This window comes from Nocardia brasiliensis ATCC 700358, assembly GCF_000250675.2.
GTDB lineage: Bacteria > Actinomycetota > Actinomycetes > Mycobacteriales > Mycobacteriaceae > Nocardia > Nocardia brasiliensis_B.
The window spans coordinates 7,577,178-7,596,691 of record NC_018681.1 but is presented as its reverse complement, the minus strand read 5'-3'; the positions used below and the strand labels follow the sequence as shown (position 1 = coordinate 7,596,691).

The following is a 19,514-nucleotide window of genomic DNA, read 5'->3' as shown; positions in this document are numbered from 1 at the left end:
CTGTCCGTCAGGGCGGCCGGACGGCACGGCCGGTTAGTGTGCAGGAACAAGGAGGTGCAGGCATGACCGCCGCTTGGTCGCAATGGCCGCGCCGACACCGGCACGCCATCGACGTCATCATCGCTGTCCTGCTGTGCGGATTGGCCACCTACGCCAGCCGGGTCGCCGGCGGACTAGACGGGCACGGGCCGATGGTGGTCCGGCCCGCGTCGCCTGCGGTGTTCGCCTTGGCGGCGGCCGCCTCGCTGGCACTGCTGTGGCGGCGGCGGTTCCCGCGCGGCGTGCTGCTGCTCACCACCGGCTGCGCGATCACGATCGGCGTGCTGGGTTTCGAAATGTCGATCGTCAGCGCGGGCGCCGCCTTCGTGGCGATGTATTCGATCGAAATGTATTGGCCCCGAACGTGTCACGCCAAGGCCGCGCAGGTATCGGCGGGGCTCGCGTTACTGATCACCTCGTTGATCACCTCGTTCACGCCGCTGTTGACCGGGGACCGCATCACCTTGATCGCCGGCCTGCTGGTGGCGTCCGCGTTCGGTGAAGCCGGCCGTAACCGGCGTGACTACCTGGCCGCGCTGCACGCGCGCGCGGAGCTGGCCGAACGAACCCGCGAAGAGGAAGCGCGGCTGCGGGTCAGCGCGGAGCGGCTGCGCATCGCGCGCGAACTGCACGATGTGGTGGCCCACCACATGGCACTCGCGCATGCTCAAGCATCCACTGCCGCGTACCTTTTGCGGATCCAGCCGGAGCAGGTGCAGGAGATACTCGACCAGCTGTCCGGCACCACGGCCGCGGCGTTACGCGAGCTGAAGGCGAGTGTGGGACTGCTCCGGGAAAGCGACGTGGACGTTCCACTGGCGCCCGCGCCCGGGCTCGCGCAGCTGGGCGAACTGCTGGCCTCGTTCGAGCGGGCCGGGCTGACGCCGTCGCTGTCGATCAGCGGGGCACCGCGTCCGCTCTCGCCCGGCACCGACCTGACGGCCTACCGGATCATCCAGGAAGCACTCACCAATGTCACCAAGCACGCGGGTGCCGGCGCGACGGCGACGGTCCGCCTCGTCTATTCGCGGCTGCTGCTGACCATCAGCGTGCGCGATGACGGGGGCCGGGATTCGCGCCCGCCCGCGCCGGACGGTCAGAGTTTCGGGTTGATCGGCATGAACGAACGAGCCATCTCGGTCGGCGGCAATCTGCGCGCCGGGCACCGCCCGGACGGCGGGTTCGAAGTCACCACCGAGCTGCCGCTCGCGCACTCGGAAAACCTTGATCTCGAGGACAAGACAGCATGACCATCCGGGTTCTCCTGGCCGACGACCAGGCGCTGCTGACGGGCACCTTCCGGCTCCTGATCGACTCGGCCGTCGACATGGAGGTCGTCGGGATCGCCGGAAACGGCAGCGAGGCAATCGATCTGGCTCGCTCGACCCAGCCGGACGTGGTGGTCATGGACATCCGGATGCCCGGTGTCGACGGCCTGGCCGCGACCAAGGAGATCTGCGACGATCCCGCGCTGCGCCGGACCCGGGTACTGATCCTGACCACCTTCGAGCTCGACGAGTATGTGGCACAGGCCCTTCGCGCGGGCGCCAGCGGATTCCTCGGCAAAGACGTCGGCCCCGAAGAGCTGCTTGGCGGTATCCGCTCCGTCGCCGCCGGCGATGCCCTGCTCTCACCCACCGCGACCCGCACCCTGATCGCGCGCTATCTCGCCCTGCCGGAAAACCGGATCAGCGCAGGCGATCCCGTCGAGATCCTCACGGCCCGGGAACGCGAAGTGGTCGTGCTGGTCGCCTCGGGGCTGTCCAACGAAGCCATCGCCGAAAAGATGTACGTCAGTCCGCTCACCATCCGCACCCATGTGCAACGAGCGATGTCGAAGCTGGACGTACAGAACCGAGCCCAACTCGTCGTCATCGCGTTCCAGTCCGGGCTGGTGCGCATCGAGGCGCCGCGCCGGGAACATCCCTGACCTCGGGCGAATAGCCGCCGTCGGCGCGCGGGCGAGCCGCGCGCATCTCTCTATCTCATCGCATCGTGCTACCCCATGTCAATAGCGTTGTCACGACGAGATGTAGCAACTATGCTACGTCGTAGAACGACCTCAAAGGGGAGGCTCCGGTGATGATGCCAACGGCGATGTACTTCTGCGCGGGACTCGCGCTCGGGTGGGGAAATGCCCTGTGGACGCGGCGGGCGATCACCCGCATCGTGGACGACGACGTGACGAGCGGGCGGTTGATCCTGCTGTCGATGACGAGATTGCTTGTGCTGACCGTGGTTTCGATCGCGATCGCATTCCTGGCCGGGGCGCCCGGCGTGGGCGTGTTCTTCGGGCTCGCGATATTCCACGCCGCCCGGCTGTTCCGAATCCGGCGACCGGCGTTGCAGGGGCAGACATGACGACGATCAAGGTCGGCGAGCACCAGACGGTACGGCTGCTCGGACTGGAGTTCAACATCGACACCATCGTGTCGACCGGTGTGGCGGCGGTGGTGGTGCTCGGGCTTGCGTTCTATCTGCGGGCCACGGTGACCTCCGGCGTGCCCAACGGGGTGCAGCTGTTCTTCGAGACCGTCACCGTCCAACTGCGCAATCAGGTGGAGAGTGCGATCGGGATGCGGGTCGCGCCGTTCGTGCTACCGCTCACCGTCACCCTGTTCATCTTCATCCTGCTGTCGAACTGGTTGGCGGTGCTGCCGGTGCGATACGGCTCGGGTGAACTGATCCATCCGCCGGCGGCGGACGTCAACTTCGTCTACGCCCTGGCGGTTTTCGTCTTCTTCGGCTACCAGGCCGCGGGCATCGTCCGGCGCGGCCCGCTCGGTCACCTGAAGCAGACGCTGAAGGGGCACGCGGGGTGGGGGATGGTGCTCATCAACATCATCGAGGAAATCGCGAAACCGCTGTCCCTGTCGCTGCGGCTGTTCGGGAACATCTTCGCCGGGGGCGTGATGCTGTCGGTCATCACGTTGCTGCCCGCCTGGATCAGCTGGGCCCCGAACGCGGCCTGGAAGCTGTTCGACCTGTTCGTCGGGCTCATCCAGGCGTTCATCTTCTCGCTGCTGACCATCCTCTATTTCGCCGAGTCGATGTCGCGCGAGCACGAAAACCACTGACCACGAAGAAGGGAACAAGAAAATGGCAGACATCACCAACGCGGCGATCATCCAGTCGGCGGCGCTCATCGGTGGCGGACTGATCATGCTCGGCGGCGCCATCGGCGCCGGTGTCGGCAACGGCATGGTGGGTTCGTCGCTGATCGGCGGCGTGGCCCGGCAGCCGGAGGCCGAAGGCCGGTTGCGCGGCAACTACCTGATGACGGTCAGCTTGATCGACGCCGTGTACTTCATCAATCTCACCTTCATGGCGCTGCTCGTGTTCGCGACACCGGGCAAGTAGGCGCGACATGTCGACGAAAAACACTGCCGGAGAGAACTTCCTGCTCCCCAACGGCACCTTCTTCGCCGAGTTGCTCATCTTCGTGACCGTGCTCGGCGTCATCTGGCGCTTCGTGGTACCGCCGATCAATCGCGCACTGGAAGAACGCGAAGCGCGGGTCGCCAAGACCGAAGCGGATGAACGGGCGGCCGCAACGCTACGCGCCGAGGTCGATCAGCGCTATCGGGCGGCGCTCGCCGAAGCCCAGGGCGCGGCCGCCGTGATCCGGAAACAAGCTCGGGCGCAAGGCCGTTCGCTGATCGCCCAGCGCAAATCCGGTGCACAGAAAGAGGCCGACGCCATGGTGGCCCAGGCGGCCCTCGAGTTGCGCGCCGAGGCCGAGCGGATCGGCGCGGAACTGCACGCCAGCGTCGAACCGCTCGCCCGGACGCTCGCCGATCGCGTCATCGCCGACCGGGCCCAGGTCGGAAGGAGGTAGTCGCAGGTGCACGACATCGTCTGGGACTGGCCGGTTTTCCTGAGTCAGCTGTTCGGTTTCGCGATCATCGTCTGGGTGCTCGTCAAATGGGTTGTGCCACCGCTGCTTACCGCAATGGCGAAGGCGCAGAACGTAGTTCGAGCACAGCTGGCGGACAGCGAACGGGCGGCGAACCGGGTCGTGGCGGCCGCCGAGGCGGACGAGGCGGCGGTGGCGCAAATCGCCATCGCCGCCCGGCATCTCGAACAAGACGCGCACACCGACGCCGCCCACATCCTCGAACAGTCACGAGTAGCCGCCGAAGCGGAAGCGTTGCGGCAGCACAGTTCCGGCCACGCACGCCTGGCCCGCCTACGCACCGAACTGACCCGTGAACTCCGCACCACCCTGCACACCGCCATCCTGACCCGCACCGAACAACAAGTCCGCACCCACTTCACCACCCCCCGAGCCAAAACCACCGCCACCGACCGCTTCCTCGACGAACTGGAGGCAATGCGCTGAAGGTGGTTATCTGTTCGAAAGGAGCTGTGTAGCAGTGAGATTGGTGAATTGAATGGTGCTGAATCGGCACCGTTCAATGTCCGGCTGCGAGTCGGTCCAGCCATTCGCGGAGGAGGTGTTGTTCGGCGGGGGTGAGAGGGGTTTCGTCGGGGAGGGAGGCGCGGAGGGCTCGTGCGGCGGCGGCGGGGCCGGCGTCGGGTACGGCCGGGCGTTCGGTGGTGATCGCGGTGACCATGGCTTCGCGGAGTGCGGTGAGCAGGGCCGGGTCGCGGTCGGCTCCCGGTAGGGACAGCCAGGTCAGGACGGCGCCGCGGCCGGTCGCGTGGATGATCCCGGCCGCGAGCTGCTCGTCGACCCGCAGCCAGCCGCCCGCGGCGAGGCGACGGACCCGTTCGCGTAGGATCTCCAGTCCGGCCTGGAACGCGGCCGACTCGGTTCCCGCGGGTTCGCTGTACATGAGGGTGTAGAGCGCGGGGTTGGACAGACCGAACTCGACCGCGAGATCCCATGCGGCGCGGAGGTCTTCGATGGGGTCGGCGGGGTCGGGGTCGAGGTGTTTGCTCGCGACGAACTTCGCGAAACCGTACTGCGCCACCGCCTCGAGCAGTCCGTCCTTGTCGCCGAACAGCCGGTAGATGGCCGGGGGTTGCACGCCCGCCGCGTCGGCGACCGCACGCGTGGTGACCGCGTCCCGGCCGCCGCGCTCCAGCAGGTCGGCGGCGGCTTCGATGACGCGCTGCCGGTGCTGTTCGCGCGTCGTCGCGGTGCCGTCGGGTTCCGCGGTGCCGTTCCGGCGAGCAGAGGGCGAGGTCATGGATCAACGATAACGGTTGATAGTTTCCGTTGGAATCAGGAAGAGTGCATGATCGCTCGGTGGTCCCGTATCGCCACAGACTGGCACCGGCTAGGCGCGCGGTCGGCTGCCGCGCAACCGAATGCCGCTGAAGCCAAGGGAACTCGACGTCACGGCAGTCCAGAAATCCCCCAGGGCCGGCAGTACGCGCAGCTGAATTCCGGCTTGCTCATGCAGACCGAGGAGATCCCCGACCGCTTGAGGTGGCCCCAGCGGGTCGACGGGCACCGTCGCGACATGGGCGTGCGGCACCGGACTGCCGAACGGCCGGAACGCTGACGCGGGCAGGCGGTAGGCAAACAGCTCGACGGTACGCATCGCGTCCAGCCAGCGATACTCGATGGCGTGCACGCGATCTCCGCTTCCCGCGCCGAGGATTCTGTCGCGATCAGCGGAGGTCGAGGTCGGCACGACCCATGCCATCGCGCGAGGACAGTTGCGCGGAAACCAGTAGTCGGGCGCTCGTAGACGGTCCACCGCCCACACGTAGGCACCGGCCTGCCGGGCGGTCGGCGCGACGTGGGGAACGAATCGTGTGATCGTGGGATCTTCGGAGAAATGCAGAACTTCACCCGGCGCGGGGTACATGCCGCCATTGCTACCACGTCGGTCAGCCGGGCTCAACGAATTTCAGCCCGTCTGCCGCAGCCCTTCGAATCATCTTCTGCCGCATGGGCGGTCGTTCGAGACCGTGGCGCCGGTCAGAGCGCTGCGATAAGTCGATCTACTTCTGCTCTGCCGTCGACCGGTGGCGAGCGGTGAACGTCCAGCACGCGGTGCCGAGCGAGGGCCAGAGTTCGAGTAGCTCGAACTGCTCCTCGGGCGACGTGTCAGCGGGGGTTGCTCCGGCGGGCGCGGTCGTGAATCAGCGATACCGTTTGACTGATTCCGGTGGAAGTATCATTGTTAACGTATAAATGTTTCCATTGGAACCAGGAGAAGTGCATGATCATCGTGACCGGAGCAACCGGGCAGCTGGGAAGGCAGATTGTCGAGCGCCTGCTGACACGCGTGCCCGCCGACCGAGTGGGTGTGAGCGTCCGCGATCCGCGCAAAGCCCAGTATCTGGCCGAGCGGGGGATACGAGTGCGACAGGGCAGTTTCACCGATCCGGACGGCCTCGCCCACGCCTTCGAGAATGCGGAGCAGGTGCTGGTCGTCTCGGTCGACAAGCTCGGTTCCGAGGCTGTTCATCAGCATCGAGCAGCAGTGGCGGGAGCGGTCGCGGCGGGCGCCCGGCGCATCCTCTACACCAGCCATATGGGTGCCGCGGCAGCTTCGCGATTCGAGGCCTGCCGCGATCACGCCGCGGACGAGCGGATGCTGCAAGCCTGCGGCGTGCCGTTCACCGCGCTCCGCAACGGGTTCTACGCCGCGAGCGCGGTGCGGCTTCTCGGACAGGCCGCCGAGACCGGGCGGCTGGTGTTGCCCGAGGACGGTCCGGTGAGCTGGACCGCACACGCCGACCTCGCCGACGCGGCTGCGGCGATCCTGGCCGGCGACGCTCGATTCGACGGTCCCACACCGCCATTGACGGCCGCGCGGGCCATCGACTTCGAGGAGATCGCCGCGCTGGCGTCCGAGCTGACGGGCCGAACCATCAAGCGCGTCACCGTATCCGACGCGGAATTCCGGCAGCAGCTGCTGAGTGACGGTGTTCCGGCGGCGCAGGCGGACATGATGGTGGACATCTTCGCCGCGGGTCGAGCCGGTGAATTCGCCACGGTCGACCCGACATTGGCACGGTTGATCAATCGTGAGCCGACCGAATTCGCGGCGGTTCTGCGTGCGGCGTTGTCGGCTTCTCCTGGCAGTGCGGGACCGGCGTACCAGTGACGTGCACTAAGCTTCAGCCGGTTGACCCGAACCTCTGGATGCGTTGCGCAGCAACATGATTCCCAGCACCGCGAGCCAGATCGTCACCGCGCTGATGAACGGGAGCAAGAATTCGAATCCGGCTCCCGGTAGTCGCAGGAACAGCGCCGACCCACCGGCGAACCAACCGAATGAGAGCACGATCCCGAACCAGCACAGCGTGGGGGAGAACTGGCGGCTGAGCAGCAGAGCCACTGCGTAACCGGTGAACGCCGAACCGATGAGGACATGGGCGAGCATGGTCGTCCCGCCGACGAGCCCCTCGACGACCTGGTAAGCGGCCTGCGCTTGCGCCGCCGTGCGGTCGCCGTCGGCCCACTGCCGCGCCAGCACTCCGGTCGTGACTCCATCGTGGGCGTAATCGACCGAGAACACCGCGACACCGACGAACAGGATCGGGTCGACCATCCGCGCGAGCGCACGGGCGGAGGGATCGGCCAGCGCTCGGCCGGCCGTCGACAACGCGACCGCCCAGCAGATCATGCCGATGATGCCGAGGTATGCGGCGAGAAACCACGGGCGACCCTCGACGTAGGACAGGACGTCGAGGGCATCGCCGCGGGGGATGTCCTGCCGCCACTGGATCACCCCGGCGACGATCGTGCAGAGACTGCCCAGCACGGCGAGCGCGCCCGCTGCCTTGCCACGCAACGCCCGGGGGCTGCCGATGATCTGCTCGGACATGATTTTCGGCCCGCCCTCCGAAAGTCGCGATGGAGTTTTCAGCGTAGGTAGCCATGACCGGTCGCGGGATCCGGGAAGCCCCTGATATCGATCGAGGTCAGCCCGGATATACGCGGTTCCCGCGAACGGATCCGCCCTCAGCGCGCTCAGTCCGGAGGTTCCTGTGCTCCGTCGGTCTCGGTCAACTCGGGTGCGATCTCCCGCGTCGCCATCCCCCCGTCGCGCCCCTCATCGGTGGGACCCGGCCGTCCGCCCTTCGGCTCGTCCGTCTCGTTGTGGTCGACCTCGTTCGCGCGATGCATGAGCAACCTCCTCTAGTAGGTCGACTCGCAATACCCCCGCCGGCACGTTTCGATCACACGAGACGATGCGTTCTCGGCGACTTTCGGGTGAGGTTGTCGGTGGGGCTCGAGTCCGCTGGTCAGCGGTCCTGGCAGACAGCGCGCAGCACCAGGTTGATCGGCGGGATGACGATGTTGTCCGTTGTCGTAGACCGAAGCCGCGAAACCGGCGAGACCTCCCGGACGTTCGAGAACCTCACCCGCGCCGCGTGGTTCGCGCGCCTGCTGTGCTTCCCGCCCGGCCGAGGCGCCGGTTGGGCGGGCGCGTCGTTCGAGGCGCTGCTCCGGCCTGTCATCAGGTCGGGGCGCTCTTGGCGTGTCAGCCCGCGTCGTAATCGCCATACTGCCGCGGGACAGGCGCGGCGGCCGCGAGTTCGCGCACGGCCTGCTGTAATGAGACCGCCGCAGCGTGCTCGGCACCGAGCAGCGCGACGGTTTCCTCGTAGATCGGTTGGATCTTGTCGCGCAGCTCCCGCGACTTGCTCACGTCGATAGGCTCCGGCACCGGTTGTCCTTTCATCGGCTCGGGCATTGGCTGGTCGGCACGTCGCGCGTGGTCGAGGAGTCGCTGAACACGAACGGGTTTCCTTGCAGCTTGCCAGCGACGCTCATACTGACACGCCAGGTTCCCGCGTAACAGGCTGCCTTCACCTCGTACGACCGGGAGTTCGGCGGCCCCGGCGGGATCCCCGCATCGGTGATGTAGGCGGCGTTCATCCATTTACCCCCTTGGTTGTACTCCAGTGCCAGAGTCAGAATGTGCTCGATGGGCGGCACGTCGCACTGGGCGAAGCCATTACCGATGATCTGCGGTGGGTACACCGACGGCCGACTGTGGGTGAACTCGAACCCGCAAGACTTGGCGGGAACGAACTCCGAATGTGCACCGGCGGTCGCCGCTCCGCCAAGCGGGGCGCAGCATAGTAGTCCAGCGAAAAGAATTGCGTTACAACGATATAACATGGGAGACCCCATCTTTCCTTAGTCTGGGCGACCTTGTGCGCCCAGTACTTCTGCGCAGGTCTGCGAAGAGGCTGCAGCAGCTTCAGGTTCCCGACCTTGCAGCGCACTTCGCTTTCCACTTCGTGATGCCGACGCGCAGCTTTTCGACCCTGGCCGGTCCTAGGTTCTCGAATTCGCACAGCTGCGCGTCGGTCATATCCGACAACGTCGCCATCGTGTGAATCCCATAGCGGCGCAACGTGTTCTTGGTGACTTCGGGTATCCGGTCGAATTCATCTCGCGGCGCTTCGCCGGTCGCCGAGGCCAGCATGTCGGTTCCGTGCACCACGTTGAAGATCAGCCGCTCCGTGCTGGGCTGGAGGTCCCAGCCGTATCGCTCACGCTGATAGGTTCGACGTCGATTACGGGTCCGTCCGGCTCCGGCTCGCACACCCAGCCGTCCTCATCGAGAACATCGACCGTTCCGTCTGCGCGATGCATCTGCGGTCGGCTGTCTGCGGGTGCGTTCCACAACCTGTCAACGGTGTCCTTGTGATAGTCGGCGAGCAGGTGCCGCACCGACGGCGCGATCTCGGTCGAGCGGCGCAGAGCGATCCCACCGAGACCGGCGTTGATATCGAGGAAGGAGCCGAGGCACACCGCGAATGCGTCATGCATCCCGCGGTCGCGTTCGTTGCGGCGGCGGGCCATGGGTTACCGCCGGAGCAGGGATACACAGGACCGGATCATGTTCACTACCGCAAGGCCCGAGGGCTGGAAGTCGTCGATCGGTTCGAGTACCCACTCCCGGTAGCTGAGGGGTTGAGCGAACGGTGAGGGCAACGGGACCTCGCTACCGATCGGAACCACAGATACGTTGTCCCGGTTCAACTCTGCGAAAAGCGGGATGTCGTACGGAATGTCGGGGCGCACGAGGAGCGTCCACCGTTTCGAGCGTGGATGCGAAACGATCGGCCCTGCTTGGCCGTAGGGCTGGGCCAGCATTCGCGCTTTGACCAATGCGCCGATGTGCGCGGGCATCATGACCGCGCCGACGCTGCCGACCGTGAACTCGAGTCGCGCGAACTCCGGCCGTATCCGGGTAGACAACCCGCACGTGACCTCATGGAACCGGCGTTTCGATTCCAACGCCGCCGCACGCTTTTCCGTTGGTATCTCGGTGTTCGGCATGGCGGGTCACTCGATCCCGGCGGGCGGTTGCGGCTGGTCGGAATCTGGTTCCACCATGCGAGCTTTCAGCACGGCGACGCCGTCCTCGGGCGGCAGCTCGGCAAGCGTCTGCCGTGTTGCGCCAGTGATCCAGCCCGCCTCTTCCATCTCCGACAGCAGGGCAGCGACCTCTTCGACCGTCGGCGTGTTCGCTTCGTAGTACAGGATCTTCCCGGTGACCCCGTCCGTCTTCTCTGGTGGCGGTGGCCCGGCCGCGGAGAACTCGGCTACCTGCTCAGGTGTGCCGTGGTGCTCGAGGTAGTACCGCTGCGCGTAGTAGCTCTGCTGTGGCGTCACCTTCAACGGTGAACGCAATTCGTCGTCCGAACCCATCGCCTGCGCCTCCTGGTCGCTCGTCGGTGCGAAGCACCCGACGCCGGGGCGGCACACACACCTACCTTGCGGTTCAACACGAGTGGTGTGCGGAAGAGGAAGCGCCTTCCAACCGGCGTCGGGACCTACATCGAGAGTCGCGGACCAGCGAGTTCGATCCCAGACAAAGAACCGCACGGAAGCGATACGCTTCCGAAAGAGTGCGTTGTGAGCACGAACAGGGGCGGCGATGATCGTCAATAGATGGACAGGCATCGAGGTCGCGGCGCTGCGTGAGTGCGCATTGCGGCTGACAAAAGCGCGGTTCGGTGAAGATCTGGGGTACAGCGAGCCCACCGTGCGGAAGTGGGAAAAGGCGACACCGGATCGCCCCGTCCGCGGCGAATCCGCGCAGGCGTTGGACACCGCACTTGCACGGCTGACCGACGAGCAGCGTGCCCGCTTCCGTGCTGCAATGGATGGCGGGCCGCACCGCACGCTCGCGGTGCTCGAGCAGTCGATTGTGCTGGAGGACGAGGTGAAGCGGCGAGATTTCGGGATCGCGATCGGTGCCGCCCTCGCCGGGTCGGCTTCACCGCTGAGCCGCATCGGCATCGGTGACGCTAGGCGGCTTATGGAGCGCGTCTCCGACTTGAACAGTCGTGACCAGGTAGTCGGAGGGGTCTCTCTCGTGCGCGAGGCAGTCGACAGGCTAGACCTGGCGAAAGACCTTCTTGAAACCTGCACGTTCGATGAGTCTGCGGGCAAGCTTTTCATGAGCGCTGCGGGAAACCTTGCGGCACTGGCAGGGTGGCTTGCCTACGATGCCGATATGCACTCGCTCGCGTTGCGTTGCTACGCCGACGCGTTCTCCTTGGCGAACCAAGCTGGCGACGACGAACTGACCGTGCACGTCTGTCTCAACGCTGCGCACCAATCGATCTGGCTGAGCCGGGTCGGCAACGGAAATCCACACAGGGCGCTAGGCCACGTTGCCCGCGCCCAAGACCTCACCCGAGGCCATCCGCCGGGCCGGATTCACGCCTTGATCGCGACGCGCCAAGCGCAGGCGTATGGCGTTCTCGGCGATCGAACTGGATTCGGCCGGGCAGTCGCAACCGCCTGGCGTGAACTCGATTTCGCTCTTGAACATGAACCTGCCGACCAGTGCCCCGAGTGGCTTACCTTCATGTCGCCCACAGAGGTTCGGTTCCATGAGATTCGCGGATTCGGCGATCTCGGGTCGTTCACCCAAGCGGCCGACCTCTCGGCCGGACTCGCCCTAGCCCAAGCTGGCGCTCGTAACGCCGCAGTTTACCGAGCAGGCTGGGCGGCAGCTCTTGCCAACATCGGCGACATCAACGGCGCGGTAGACCAGGGGCTGACTGTCCTAGCTGACCTTGAAGATTCGGTGTCTTCTACACGCACATTGCGAGTGCTGGAACCAGTTCGGAAAGCCTTCCCTGTTGACTCGTCCAGTGAATTTCCCGAACGATTCGACATGCTGACGCGACAGGCGGCGACGACGTGACCACCGAGCAACCAGCCTCGACCCTGCCGGGTCTCGAGTTTCAGCGGTACTCGGCCGAGCAGGCACGAGGTATCCGGCCCAAGGTTGAAGCCATTTTTCGAGGGGCCTATGTTGACGCCATCGAATCAGGCGAGGACTTCGAAGCGCCAGAGGCGTTCATGCAGCGGTTCGACGCGTACACCGATCCCGGCCGCCAACCTGGATTCGAGTTGGCCGTCGCTCTGATCGACGGCGAACCAGGTGGTCAAGCGTGGGGTTGGCCTCTGCACGAGGGAACCGCTTGGTGGACCGGACTACAGCTCGCTGAGGGCGACCTCGCGGAGTTCACCGTAGAGGACGGACACAGGACGTTCGCGCTCAGCGAGATCATGGTCCGCTCTGAGCTGACCGGCCGAGGGATCGCCCACGCTCTCCACGACGAACTACTCGCGGGCCGTCCTGAGAGCCGCGCTACCCTGCTGGTTCAGCCAGACAACGAGCGTGCATACACCACCTACCGTAAATGGGGCTGGTATCGAGTAGGGACGCTGCGCCCGAGCTGGCCGGCCGCACCGAACTTCGATGTTCTAATCCACGACCTCGTGCCCGCCTCACCGTCCAGGCTCGGACAGTCGTCCCAGTAGGTGCCCCGCATCCACTCGTGCCCCCGTCGCGCCCCTCATCGGTGGGGCCCGGTCGTCCGCCCTTCGGCTCGTCCGTCTCGTTGTCGTCGACCTCGTTCGCGCGATGCATGAGCAACCTCCTCTAGTAGGTCGACTCGCAATACCCCCGCCGGCGCCTTTCGATTACCAGGCGCGGCGAACATCAGCCGGCGATGTCGGTGGGTCTCGGGTCCGGGCCGGAGTCGGAATTGTTCGCCATCACGGCTTTGCGTTGCTCCAGGAGTCGGCGCAGGGCCCCGTACAGAGCAGGTGGGTCTGCGTAGGCCTCCTGGACTTGGACCAGGCGGGCTTCTGCTTCCAGTGCGCGCCAGCCGCGTTTGCGGTTCGAGTTCGCGGCGGCGCGGACGTCACTGCGCAGAAAGCCCGCACCGGCCGAGAGCCCGGCGGAAATCAGCGCGAGCAGCGCGGCGGGTACGCGAAGATCGGCAGAGGCCAGCCCGGTGGCTCCGGAGATGGCCGCGAGCACCGCGGCGGGGAACCCGAGCACGATATGAGTGGTGTTCCAGAATCGTGCCCAGTCGCGGGCTTGCCTGCCTTGCCGGGCTGCCTCATCGACCAACTGGTCGACTTGGTCCCGCATCGCGGTCATCTGCTCGGTTGTCGCCTGCGCGCGCTGTGCTGGTTCCGGAGCGTCCCCCGTCATGCTCGAATGGTCCACCATTGCGGTTGGTTTGGTGGCGCAATCGCTGATGGCCGAGCAGGGGGGCTTGCGGGCGGGATCGGACGGCCCCAGCCCGGGCTGCTGCCTGGCAAAGCGTTCGCGGGGGCCAGTGTGACCGCGGCCGCCGTGGCGCACGGGCTCACCTGACGGACCAGGGCGGTCACCTGCGATCGCGTCCGGAACCCGAGGGTAGGCGACACGCCCGGACGTCCTGAGAGAGAATACGGGCGTGAGTGACGTAATCAGGAAAATGTTCAGAGCTCGATCCGCGGTGCCGACGGGTGTCGTCGCGCCCACAGGCTGCTAGGACGATGTCGGACCGGGACGAGCCGGAGCGGGGATCCCCGCCGGGACCCGGCGAAGACAGGCTCGATGCGGTGGAACGGGTACGCCGGAAGCTGGAAGGCCTACGGGCGGCCGAGACCGATCAGCCCGACGCGAGCGACGGCGAGTCGAAGCTCATCCGGCTGCCCCACCGCCCGCGACGAATGAAGCACGACGCGGGGGAACCCGCGCGCAAACCGTGGCAGGCGCCGGGCACCGTCTTCGACCCCGCCCCGACCAGACCTGTCATGCGATCGGAACTGCAGCGCGAAACCGGGGAATGGCCGCTCGACGCCGGCCCAGTCGAGGACGGCGCAGGCGAGCACGAGGCAAGTGTCGTCGATCTCGCCGCCCAGCGACGAAAACGGGATGCCCCGGCCGCCGGGATCCGGCGCGTGGCCAAGCCGCGCAGAGTCGATCCCGAACAGCCCTGAGGGGCTGGTTCACCACGCCGAGCCGCTCATTGTGCGGTGCTTTGCCGCAGGGCCTGCCCTGCCCGGGCACGCTCCAGCAAAGACGCTGCCAATTCCGGGTTGTCGGCGAGTCCGTCGGTGACCCACTCCCGCACGAACGGATCGAAGAATTCGTGCGGTGCTTGCTGCCAGTCGAGCCTGCCCAGTGGCGGCTCGGGGTCGTACTCCATCGCGTACTGTGTCAGCCTGGCGATATCGGTACCGCCGAGCCGCTCGACCAAATGCAGGCCCATGTCGATGCCGGCGGATTGGCCTGCGGCGGTGACGAATCGGCCGTCTTCCACCCAGCGTGCCCGCACCGGGTGCACGCCGAGCTCGGCCAGCAGATCGAAGGCCGTCCAGTGCGTGGTGGCCTTGCGTCCGTCGAGCAGACCTGCCGCGGCGAGCAGCAGTGATCCCGAGCACACCGAGGCGACGATCTGCGCGTGCTCGGCGGCGGAGCGGACATAGTCGGTCAGGACGCGATCGGACATCGCGCGAAACAGCGGTGTCGAAGCGCCGGGCACCACGAGCACGTCAGGCGCAGGCACCTCGGCGAAAGTATGGCTCGGCGTGAGACGTAAAGGGCCGCCGTCAGTTTCGTACGCGATCAATTGCTCGCCCACGGCCACCGTGCGCCATCCTGGCAGCACATGGCCGAGGAAGCCGAGCGGTTGCATCGGCCCGATCAGATCCAGCGGGTCGACGCCCGGAAACAGCACGCACGCAATGGTCTTCGTTTCGTCGGTCATGTGCTCCAGGATCGCGCGAGCCACGGGGCGGTGCGGGGGCGTTGTCCGAAATCCTGCGAACCATGTCCATCGGCCGGTCAGCGTAGGGTCGGCGGTATGCGCAACGTTGTCGTCGTCGGCTATCCCGACGCGGCTCTGCTTGAAATCGCCTGCACCACAGAGGTGTTCGATTTCGCCAACCGTGCCGTCGAGCGGCCGTCCTATCGGGTGGGCCTCGCCGGGGTCGAGGAAGGGCCGATGCGATGCAGTTCCGGGCTGAGCCTGCTCGCGGCACAGCGAATCGATCGGCTCGATGGTCCGCTCGACACCCTGATCGTCGCGGGTGGGCCGGGCAGCCGATGGGTGACCACGCACGGGCCGACGCTCACCCATATCCGCAGACTGGCCGCCTCGAGCAGGCGGATCGTCTCGATCTGCTCCGGGGCGTTCGTGCTCGCCGCCGCAGGACTGCTCGACGGCAAACGGGCGACCACACACTGGGAATACGCGGCCGATCTGGCACGAATGTATCCGCTGGTAACCGTCGATCCGGCGCCATTGTTCATCAAGGACGGCGCGGTCTACACCGCGGCCGGGGTGACCAGTGCACTCGATGTGACACTCGCATTGATCGAGGAAGACCACGGCCCGACCCTGGCCCGCGATATCGCGAAGAGCCTGGTCGTCTACCTACAGCGCCCGGGCAATCAGGCGCAGATCAGCATGTACGTCGCCGCGTCGCCACCCAACCATCGGGTGGTGGGTGATCTGGTCGGCCACATCACCGGCCACATCGACGCCGACCTGAGCGCTCCCACCCTGGCAGACCGGGTCGGCCTGAGCGCCCGCCAGCTCACCCGCTTGTTCGACACCCACCTCGGCACGACTCCCAGCCGTTACGTGCGTGCGATGCGCACCAAAGCCGCCGCCGAACTGCTGGCCGGCACCGACCTCCCGCTCACCGCGGTGGCCCGCCGTTGCGGTTTCGGCTCCACCGAAACTCTCCGCCAAGCGTTCCTCGACCACTTTGCGACTCCGCCTTCGGCCTATCGCCGCACCAGCCGCCGCAACGAGCGAGGCTGAGCCCGCATCGACGTCTGCGGACGTGATGCTCGGCACGTAATGCGGGCCGACGCCACTGCGGCCGGGCGTCAGCTGCTCAGATCGGTGCGGGTGCCTTGCCCGGGTCGCTCCGCTATCCATTCCACGATCTCCGCCTCGTCCCACACCGGAGTCCGGCCGATGTGCCGCACCGGAGCGGGGGCATAGCCCCGGTGTGCGTATGAACGGAAGGTACCTGGTCCGATCCGCCGCCCTGTCGTCTCGAACAGGATGTCGACGCACTGCTGTGCGGTGATCTCAGCCATGCGCCAAACCTACCGGGACGCTACGACCAGCACGGCTGGATCGCGGTCGTGCACGGGAACGACTGACCGCAAAGAGATTTGGCGTTCACCACAGGATCGGTGGTGTTGAGACGTCCAGGCTTGCAACATGATTCGACGTGAACTAGGTTGACGGCTGGGAAGGGGGAGCTGATTCGCGCCGGGACGGGCACCGCCGACCTCACCACGTGTGGTTCATCCAGGAGTCGAAGCTGCTATGTCCGAACGAAATAAGGCGATGTACCTCAGCCGCGGCCAGGTCGCCGAACGACTGGGCGTACAGCAGGGCGCACTCAGCAACTACAAACTCCCCGAGCCCGACGCGATCATCGGCCCGCTGAACGCCGACGGCACCGTGCCCCGCGGCACCACCCGCGGCTGGCTCCCCGAGACCATCGACGAATGGCATGCCCGCCGCCCAGGCCACGGCGGCCGACCACGTAAGCACACGTCATGAGTAAACCGGCTATGGATACCGACAGCGCGGAACAGCCCATCGCCGTCGCTCGGGCGAACCTGTCCGAGCTGATCAACAACGTTAGGCTCTTGCGCCGCAGCTACTTCCTGACGAGCCGGGACAAGCGACAGGCGGCGGTCGTTCCGGTCGAGCTGGGCGAACTCATCCTCCAGGTGGGCGGCGCCGACGCCGCGGCTCGGATACTCACGGCCCATCTGGAAACCGGCTAGCGAGAACCGCATTCATGGCCGAGGGGTGTCATCGTGGGCGACGGGCGGACTCGGCGCGGTGTGCGGCCTCGGTTGCTTCGGGGTGGTGGCCCAGGTTGCGGTGCATGCGGGCGAGGTTGTCGAGGGCGGTGGCGAGGTGGTCGGCGTGGACGGAAGGGTGGGCGGCGGCTAGTCGTTCGAAGATGTCGACGGCGCGCTGCGCCGGGCCCAAAGCTTCGGTGAGACGGCCGAGTACGGCCAACCGGGCACCGAGGGTGTGCAGTGCGAAGCCGAGTGATTGGGTGTAGGCGGCCGGTTGGACGGCGGCCAGTTCTTCGAGCAGGGCGGTGGCGCGCTGTGCCGCCGCCAGCGCCTCGTTGTGCATGTCGTTGGCGGACAGCTTGTTGCTGAAGTTCGTCAAGGCGCGGGCCAGGTCGCCGGACGGGCCTGGCCGTGCCGCGGCGAGCTTTTCGAAGCAGGCCACCGAGCGCTGTGCGGGACCGACCGCTTCTGCGTGAAATCCGCTGTGGTCGAGGCGATTCGCGAGCGTCTCCAACGCTCTGGCCATGATGTCGAGCTGGTTGTCGTCGGTGCCGGGCGATCGTTCGAGCAGTGCGACGGCGCGCTGTGCGCAGGCGATCGCCTCGGTGTTGTCCACCGCGCCCAGCAGAATGGCCAGGTTGTTCAGCGAATAGCTCAGGTCGACCACGCCGGTCGGGTTCGCTCTGGCGAGTTCGTCGCGGATCTGCACGACCTGGCGGGCGGCGCGTAGCGCTTCGTCGACCCGCCCGCTGCTGTCGAGCGGCGCGATGAGATTGTGCAACGCCAACGCGAACTGGTGGCGATAGGTCGAAGGGTCTTCGGCGGCAAGGCTTTCGAACACTTCGACCGCACGTCGTGCCGGTGCCAGTGCGGTGTCGGGATCGCCGTTCTCCTCCAGCCGCAACCCCAATCGCATCGACGCCAAGGCGTACTCGGCGCGGTAGCGTTGCGGCTCCTCGGCTGCCAGCTGTGCGTAGAGGGCGACACAGCGCTGATTCTCCAGCACCGATTCCGCGAGCGAGCCGGACATGTCGAGCGCCGCGGCCAGTTGATCGAGTGCCTTCGCGTGGGCGGAGCGGAACACCGGGTTGTCGGCGGCGAGCTGTCCGGCGACGGCGACCCAGTTGCGCGCCGGTTCGATCGCGTCATCGGGACGGGCCAACCCGATCAACACCGTGACCAGCTGGTCGAGCGCATTGAGGCGGGCGACCCGGGAGCCGACCTGCCCGTCACCGAGCTGATCGGTGAGTTGCGCTGTTCGGTAGGCGATCTCGATCGCTTGATCGATGTGCCCGATCCGCGCCAGCAGGCCGCGCAACGACACCATCGTCACCACGAGATCCTGCAGATGGGTGTCGGGATCCCGCGCCGCAAGGTGCTCGCGCAGTTGCGCGCTGCGCTGCACCGGCGCCAGCGCCTCGGTCTCGCGACCGACGTCGACGAGCCGATACGAGAGGTTCGACAGTGCGGTCGCGAGCGGTCCGAGATAGCGGTCCGGGTCCGTGGCGGCGCGGCGCTCCAGGATTTCGGCCGAGTGCCGGGTGTGTTCGAGCGCGGTGTCGAAGCGGTCGAGTTCGAAGAGATAGACACCCAGATTGCACAGTTCGATCGCCCACGAGCCCTCGAACTCGCCCGGTTGGTCGGCGGCCAGCTTCGCCAGCACCGCCACGGCACGTTCGGAAGTCAGGGCGGCTTCGACGGTGTCGTCCTCGGCGTCGAGCCGCCTGGTGAGCTCGATCAGCGCAGCGGCCAAGTCAGGCAGCAGTTCTGGGTTGGTGGCCGCGCTCCGTTGCAGTTCATCCACCGTGCGTCGCAGGTCGGGCAGGGTGGCGGCCGACGGGGTATGCGCCGGGCCACGCCGGTCGGTGGTGTCGGCGGTGAACCCCAAATCGGCTGCGGCTGCGGCTATCCCACCCCGATAGCCCTGCCCGACGGCGCGGATCCGCCACCGCTGCTGACGGAGGTAGATCTCGCAGGCGATCGTCGCCCGGTCTCCGGCGGCCGCGGGCATCGAGAACTCGGCCAGCGGCTGACCCGAGCCGTCGACCGCGACGAGTTCCACTGGCGGCACGGTGTCGTGGTCGCTGAGGAGCACCACCACACGCACCACGCTGTCCAGTTCTGCGAGGTCGAACTCGATATCGCTGTCCGACAAGCGTATTCCCGCAACCTTGTCGCCGGCGGACAGTACGTCGACCGCAGCGCCCGCATCCGCCGGGAACACGACCGCGCGCACGTCGAGCGAAACCTCACCCTGATCTGCCCGCAGTCGAACCGTGAAAGCGGTTGTCGGCAGCGGCATATTCTGTCCTCGAGTGAGCTGCACAGCCCCACCTTCCCTCGACCCCTGCCCGCGTCCGGCCGTCCCCTGATTCTCGTGCCCACGCCTCGCCCCCAACAGTCGTTCACTCAGCCGACAGAGCGCGTAAAAGGGGCCGGGGC

General features: G+C 66.6%; 28 protein-coding genes. 14 read left to right on the top strand and 14 right to left on the bottom strand.

Annotated features, from left to right (window positions below):
* Window positions 1-62: 62 nt before the first annotated feature.
* The 7 genes from O3I_RS33725 (at window position 63) to O3I_RS33695 (ending at window position 4,381) form a co-directional block, all read left to right on the top strand.
* Window positions 63-1,289 (top strand): sensor histidine kinase, encoded by a 1,227-nt coding sequence (locus O3I_RS33725; RefSeq protein ID WP_014987514.1) that lies wholly within the window; start codon window positions 63-65, stop codon window positions 1,287-1,289.
* Window positions 1,286-1,969, top strand: coding sequence for a response regulator (locus O3I_RS33720; protein WP_014987513.1), 684 nt, complete (start codon window positions 1,286-1,288; stop codon window positions 1,967-1,969). The genes O3I_RS33725 and O3I_RS33720 overlap by 4 nt, the downstream gene beginning before the upstream one ends.
* Before the next feature lie 149 nt (window positions 1,970-2,118).
* Entirely contained in the window at window positions 2,119-2,400 is a 282-nt protein-coding gene (locus O3I_RS33715) for a hypothetical protein (RefSeq protein ID WP_014987512.1), read from the top strand.
* A complete protein-coding gene (gene atpB / locus O3I_RS33710) occupies window positions 2,397-3,116 on the top strand; it encodes a F0F1 ATP synthase subunit A (protein ID WP_014987511.1) in 720 nt (239 codons plus the stop codon). Before O3I_RS33715 ends, atpB begins: the two co-directional genes overlap by 4 nt.
* Window positions 3,117-3,138: 22 nt before the next feature.
* The gene (atpE, locus tag O3I_RS33705; protein ID WP_014987510.1) at window positions 3,139-3,399 is read left to right on the top strand and encodes an ATP synthase F0 subunit C; all 261 of its coding nucleotides are present in this window, start codon (window positions 3,139-3,141) and stop codon (window positions 3,397-3,399) included.
* A gap of 7 nt (window positions 3,400-3,406) precedes the next feature.
* Window positions 3,407-3,877 (top strand): F0F1 ATP synthase subunit B, encoded by a 471-nt coding sequence (locus tag O3I_RS33700; protein WP_014987509.1) that lies wholly within the window; start codon window positions 3,407-3,409, stop codon window positions 3,875-3,877.
* Window positions 3,878-3,883: 6 nt separating this feature from the next.
* Window positions 3,884-4,381, top strand: coding sequence for a F0F1 ATP synthase subunit delta (locus O3I_RS33695; RefSeq protein WP_014987508.1), 498 nt, complete (start codon window positions 3,884-3,886; stop codon window positions 4,379-4,381).
* A gap of 73 nt (window positions 4,382-4,454) precedes the next feature.
* Here O3I_RS33695 and O3I_RS33690 read toward each other — a convergent pair whose 3' ends face one another.
* Both O3I_RS33690 and O3I_RS33685 read right to left on the bottom strand, forming a co-directional pair.
* Window positions 4,455-5,195, bottom strand: coding sequence for a TetR/AcrR family transcriptional regulator (locus O3I_RS33690; protein ID WP_014987507.1), 741 nt, complete (start codon window positions 5,193-5,195; stop codon window positions 4,455-4,457).
* A gap of 90 nt (window positions 5,196-5,285) precedes the next feature.
* Window positions 5,286-5,822: a DUF6886 family protein gene (locus O3I_RS33685; protein WP_014987506.1), complete on the bottom strand. Its 537-nt coding sequence runs from the start codon at window positions 5,820-5,822 to the stop codon at window positions 5,286-5,288.
* 357 nt (window positions 5,823-6,179) lie between these two features.
* Here O3I_RS33685 and O3I_RS33680 point away from each other — a divergent pair, with 357 nt between their 5' ends.
* Window positions 6,180-7,070 carry an NAD(P)H-binding protein gene (locus O3I_RS33680; RefSeq protein WP_014987505.1) on the top strand — a complete coding sequence of 297 codons (891 nt, stop codon included), beginning with the start codon at window positions 6,180-6,182 and terminating at the stop codon, window positions 7,068-7,070.
* 6 nt (window positions 7,071-7,076) lie between these two features.
* On the opposite strand, the gene O3I_RS33675 is transcribed toward O3I_RS33680, so the two are convergent.
* The 8 genes from O3I_RS33675 to O3I_RS33645 form a co-directional block, all read right to left on the bottom strand.
* Window positions 7,077-7,793, bottom strand: coding sequence for a hypothetical protein (locus tag O3I_RS33675; protein ID WP_014987504.1), 717 nt, complete (start codon window positions 7,791-7,793; stop codon window positions 7,077-7,079).
* 146 nt (window positions 7,794-7,939) lie between these two features.
* Entirely contained in the window at window positions 7,940-8,095 is a 156-nt protein-coding gene (locus tag O3I_RS45770) for a hypothetical protein (RefSeq protein WP_014987503.1), read from the bottom strand.
* Window positions 8,096-8,453: 358 nt separating this feature from the next.
* On the bottom strand, window positions 8,454-8,639 hold the full coding sequence (locus O3I_RS33670; protein WP_141691882.1) for a hypothetical protein: 186 nt from the start codon (window positions 8,637-8,639) through the stop codon (window positions 8,454-8,456).
* Window positions 8,640-8,650: 11 nt separating this feature from the next.
* Window positions 8,651-8,956 carry a hypothetical protein gene (locus tag O3I_RS33665; RefSeq protein ID WP_014987501.1) on the bottom strand — a complete coding sequence of 102 codons (306 nt, stop codon included), beginning with the start codon at window positions 8,954-8,956 and terminating at the stop codon, window positions 8,651-8,653.
* Between the two features lie 223 nt (window positions 8,957-9,179).
* Window positions 9,180-9,407, bottom strand: a complete 228-nt coding sequence (locus O3I_RS33660; RefSeq protein ID WP_041563037.1) for a hypothetical protein — start codon at window positions 9,405-9,407, stop codon at window positions 9,180-9,182.
* A gap of 26 nt (window positions 9,408-9,433) precedes the next feature.
* Window positions 9,434-9,787 (bottom strand): hypothetical protein, encoded by a 354-nt coding sequence (locus O3I_RS33655; protein ID WP_014987499.1) that lies wholly within the window; start codon window positions 9,785-9,787, stop codon window positions 9,434-9,436.
* Window positions 9,788-9,790: 3 nt separating this feature from the next.
* On the bottom strand, window positions 9,791-10,267 hold the full coding sequence (locus tag O3I_RS33650; protein WP_014987498.1) for a hypothetical protein: 477 nt from the start codon (window positions 10,265-10,267) through the stop codon (window positions 9,791-9,793).
* A gap of 6 nt (window positions 10,268-10,273) precedes the next feature.
* Window positions 10,274-10,639: a hypothetical protein gene (locus tag O3I_RS33645; RefSeq protein ID WP_014987497.1), complete on the bottom strand. Its 366-nt coding sequence runs from the start codon at window positions 10,637-10,639 to the stop codon at window positions 10,274-10,276.
* A 229-nt stretch (window positions 10,640-10,868) separates the two neighbouring features.
* On the opposite strand from O3I_RS33645, the gene O3I_RS33640 reads away from it, so the two are divergent.
* A complete protein-coding gene (locus O3I_RS33640) occupies window positions 10,869-12,149 on the top strand; it encodes a helix-turn-helix domain-containing protein (protein WP_014987496.1) in 1,281 nt (426 codons plus the stop codon).
* Window positions 12,146-12,772: a GNAT family N-acetyltransferase gene (locus O3I_RS33635; protein WP_014987495.1), complete on the top strand. Its 627-nt coding sequence runs from the start codon at window positions 12,146-12,148 to the stop codon at window positions 12,770-12,772. The genes O3I_RS33640 and O3I_RS33635 overlap by 4 nt, the downstream gene beginning before the upstream one ends.
* A gap of 181 nt (window positions 12,773-12,953) precedes the next feature.
* On the opposite strand, the gene O3I_RS33630 is transcribed toward O3I_RS33635, so the two are convergent.
* On the bottom strand, window positions 12,954-13,454 hold the full coding sequence (locus O3I_RS33630) for a hypothetical protein (RefSeq protein ID WP_141691883.1): 501 nt from the start codon (window positions 13,452-13,454) through the stop codon (window positions 12,954-12,956).
* 395 nt (window positions 13,455-13,849) lie between these two features.
* Here O3I_RS33630 and O3I_RS33625 point away from each other — a divergent pair, with 395 nt between their 5' ends.
* Window positions 13,850-14,230, top strand: coding sequence for a hypothetical protein (locus O3I_RS33625; protein WP_065652206.1), 381 nt, complete (start codon window positions 13,850-13,852; stop codon window positions 14,228-14,230).
* Window positions 14,231-14,256: 26 nt separating this feature from the next.
* Here O3I_RS33625 and O3I_RS33620 read toward each other — a convergent pair whose 3' ends face one another.
* Complete coding sequence (locus O3I_RS33620) at window positions 14,257-15,000, bottom strand: DJ-1/PfpI family protein (RefSeq protein WP_014987492.1); 744 nt, start codon at window positions 14,998-15,000, stop codon at window positions 14,257-14,259.
* A 96-nt stretch (window positions 15,001-15,096) separates the two neighbouring features.
* Between O3I_RS33620 and O3I_RS33615 the strand changes: the two genes are divergently transcribed.
* A complete protein-coding gene (locus O3I_RS33615; protein ID WP_014987491.1) occupies window positions 15,097-16,062 on the top strand; it encodes a GlxA family transcriptional regulator in 966 nt (321 codons plus the stop codon).
* Window positions 16,063-16,130: 68 nt separating this feature from the next.
* On the opposite strand, the gene O3I_RS33610 is transcribed toward O3I_RS33615, so the two are convergent.
* Complete coding sequence (locus tag O3I_RS33610; protein WP_014987490.1) at window positions 16,131-16,346, bottom strand: helix-turn-helix transcriptional regulator; 216 nt, start codon at window positions 16,344-16,346, stop codon at window positions 16,131-16,133.
* Between the two features lie 235 nt (window positions 16,347-16,581).
* Between O3I_RS33610 and O3I_RS33605 the strand changes: the two genes are divergently transcribed.
* Window positions 16,582-16,821, top strand: coding sequence for a hypothetical protein (locus tag O3I_RS33605; RefSeq protein WP_014987489.1), 240 nt, complete (start codon window positions 16,582-16,584; stop codon window positions 16,819-16,821).
* Entirely contained in the window at window positions 16,818-17,051 is a 234-nt protein-coding gene (locus tag O3I_RS33600) for a prevent-host-death family protein (protein ID WP_202804896.1), read from the top strand. The genes O3I_RS33605 and O3I_RS33600 overlap by 4 nt, the downstream gene beginning before the upstream one ends.
* Window positions 17,052-17,079: 28 nt before the next feature.
* Here the strand turns inward: O3I_RS33600 and O3I_RS33595 are convergent, their stop codons facing one another.
* Window positions 17,080-19,374, bottom strand: coding sequence for a tetratricopeptide repeat protein (locus tag O3I_RS33595; protein ID WP_014987487.1), 2,295 nt, complete (start codon window positions 19,372-19,374; stop codon window positions 17,080-17,082).
* Between the last annotated feature and the right edge of the window lie 140 nt (window positions 19,375-19,514).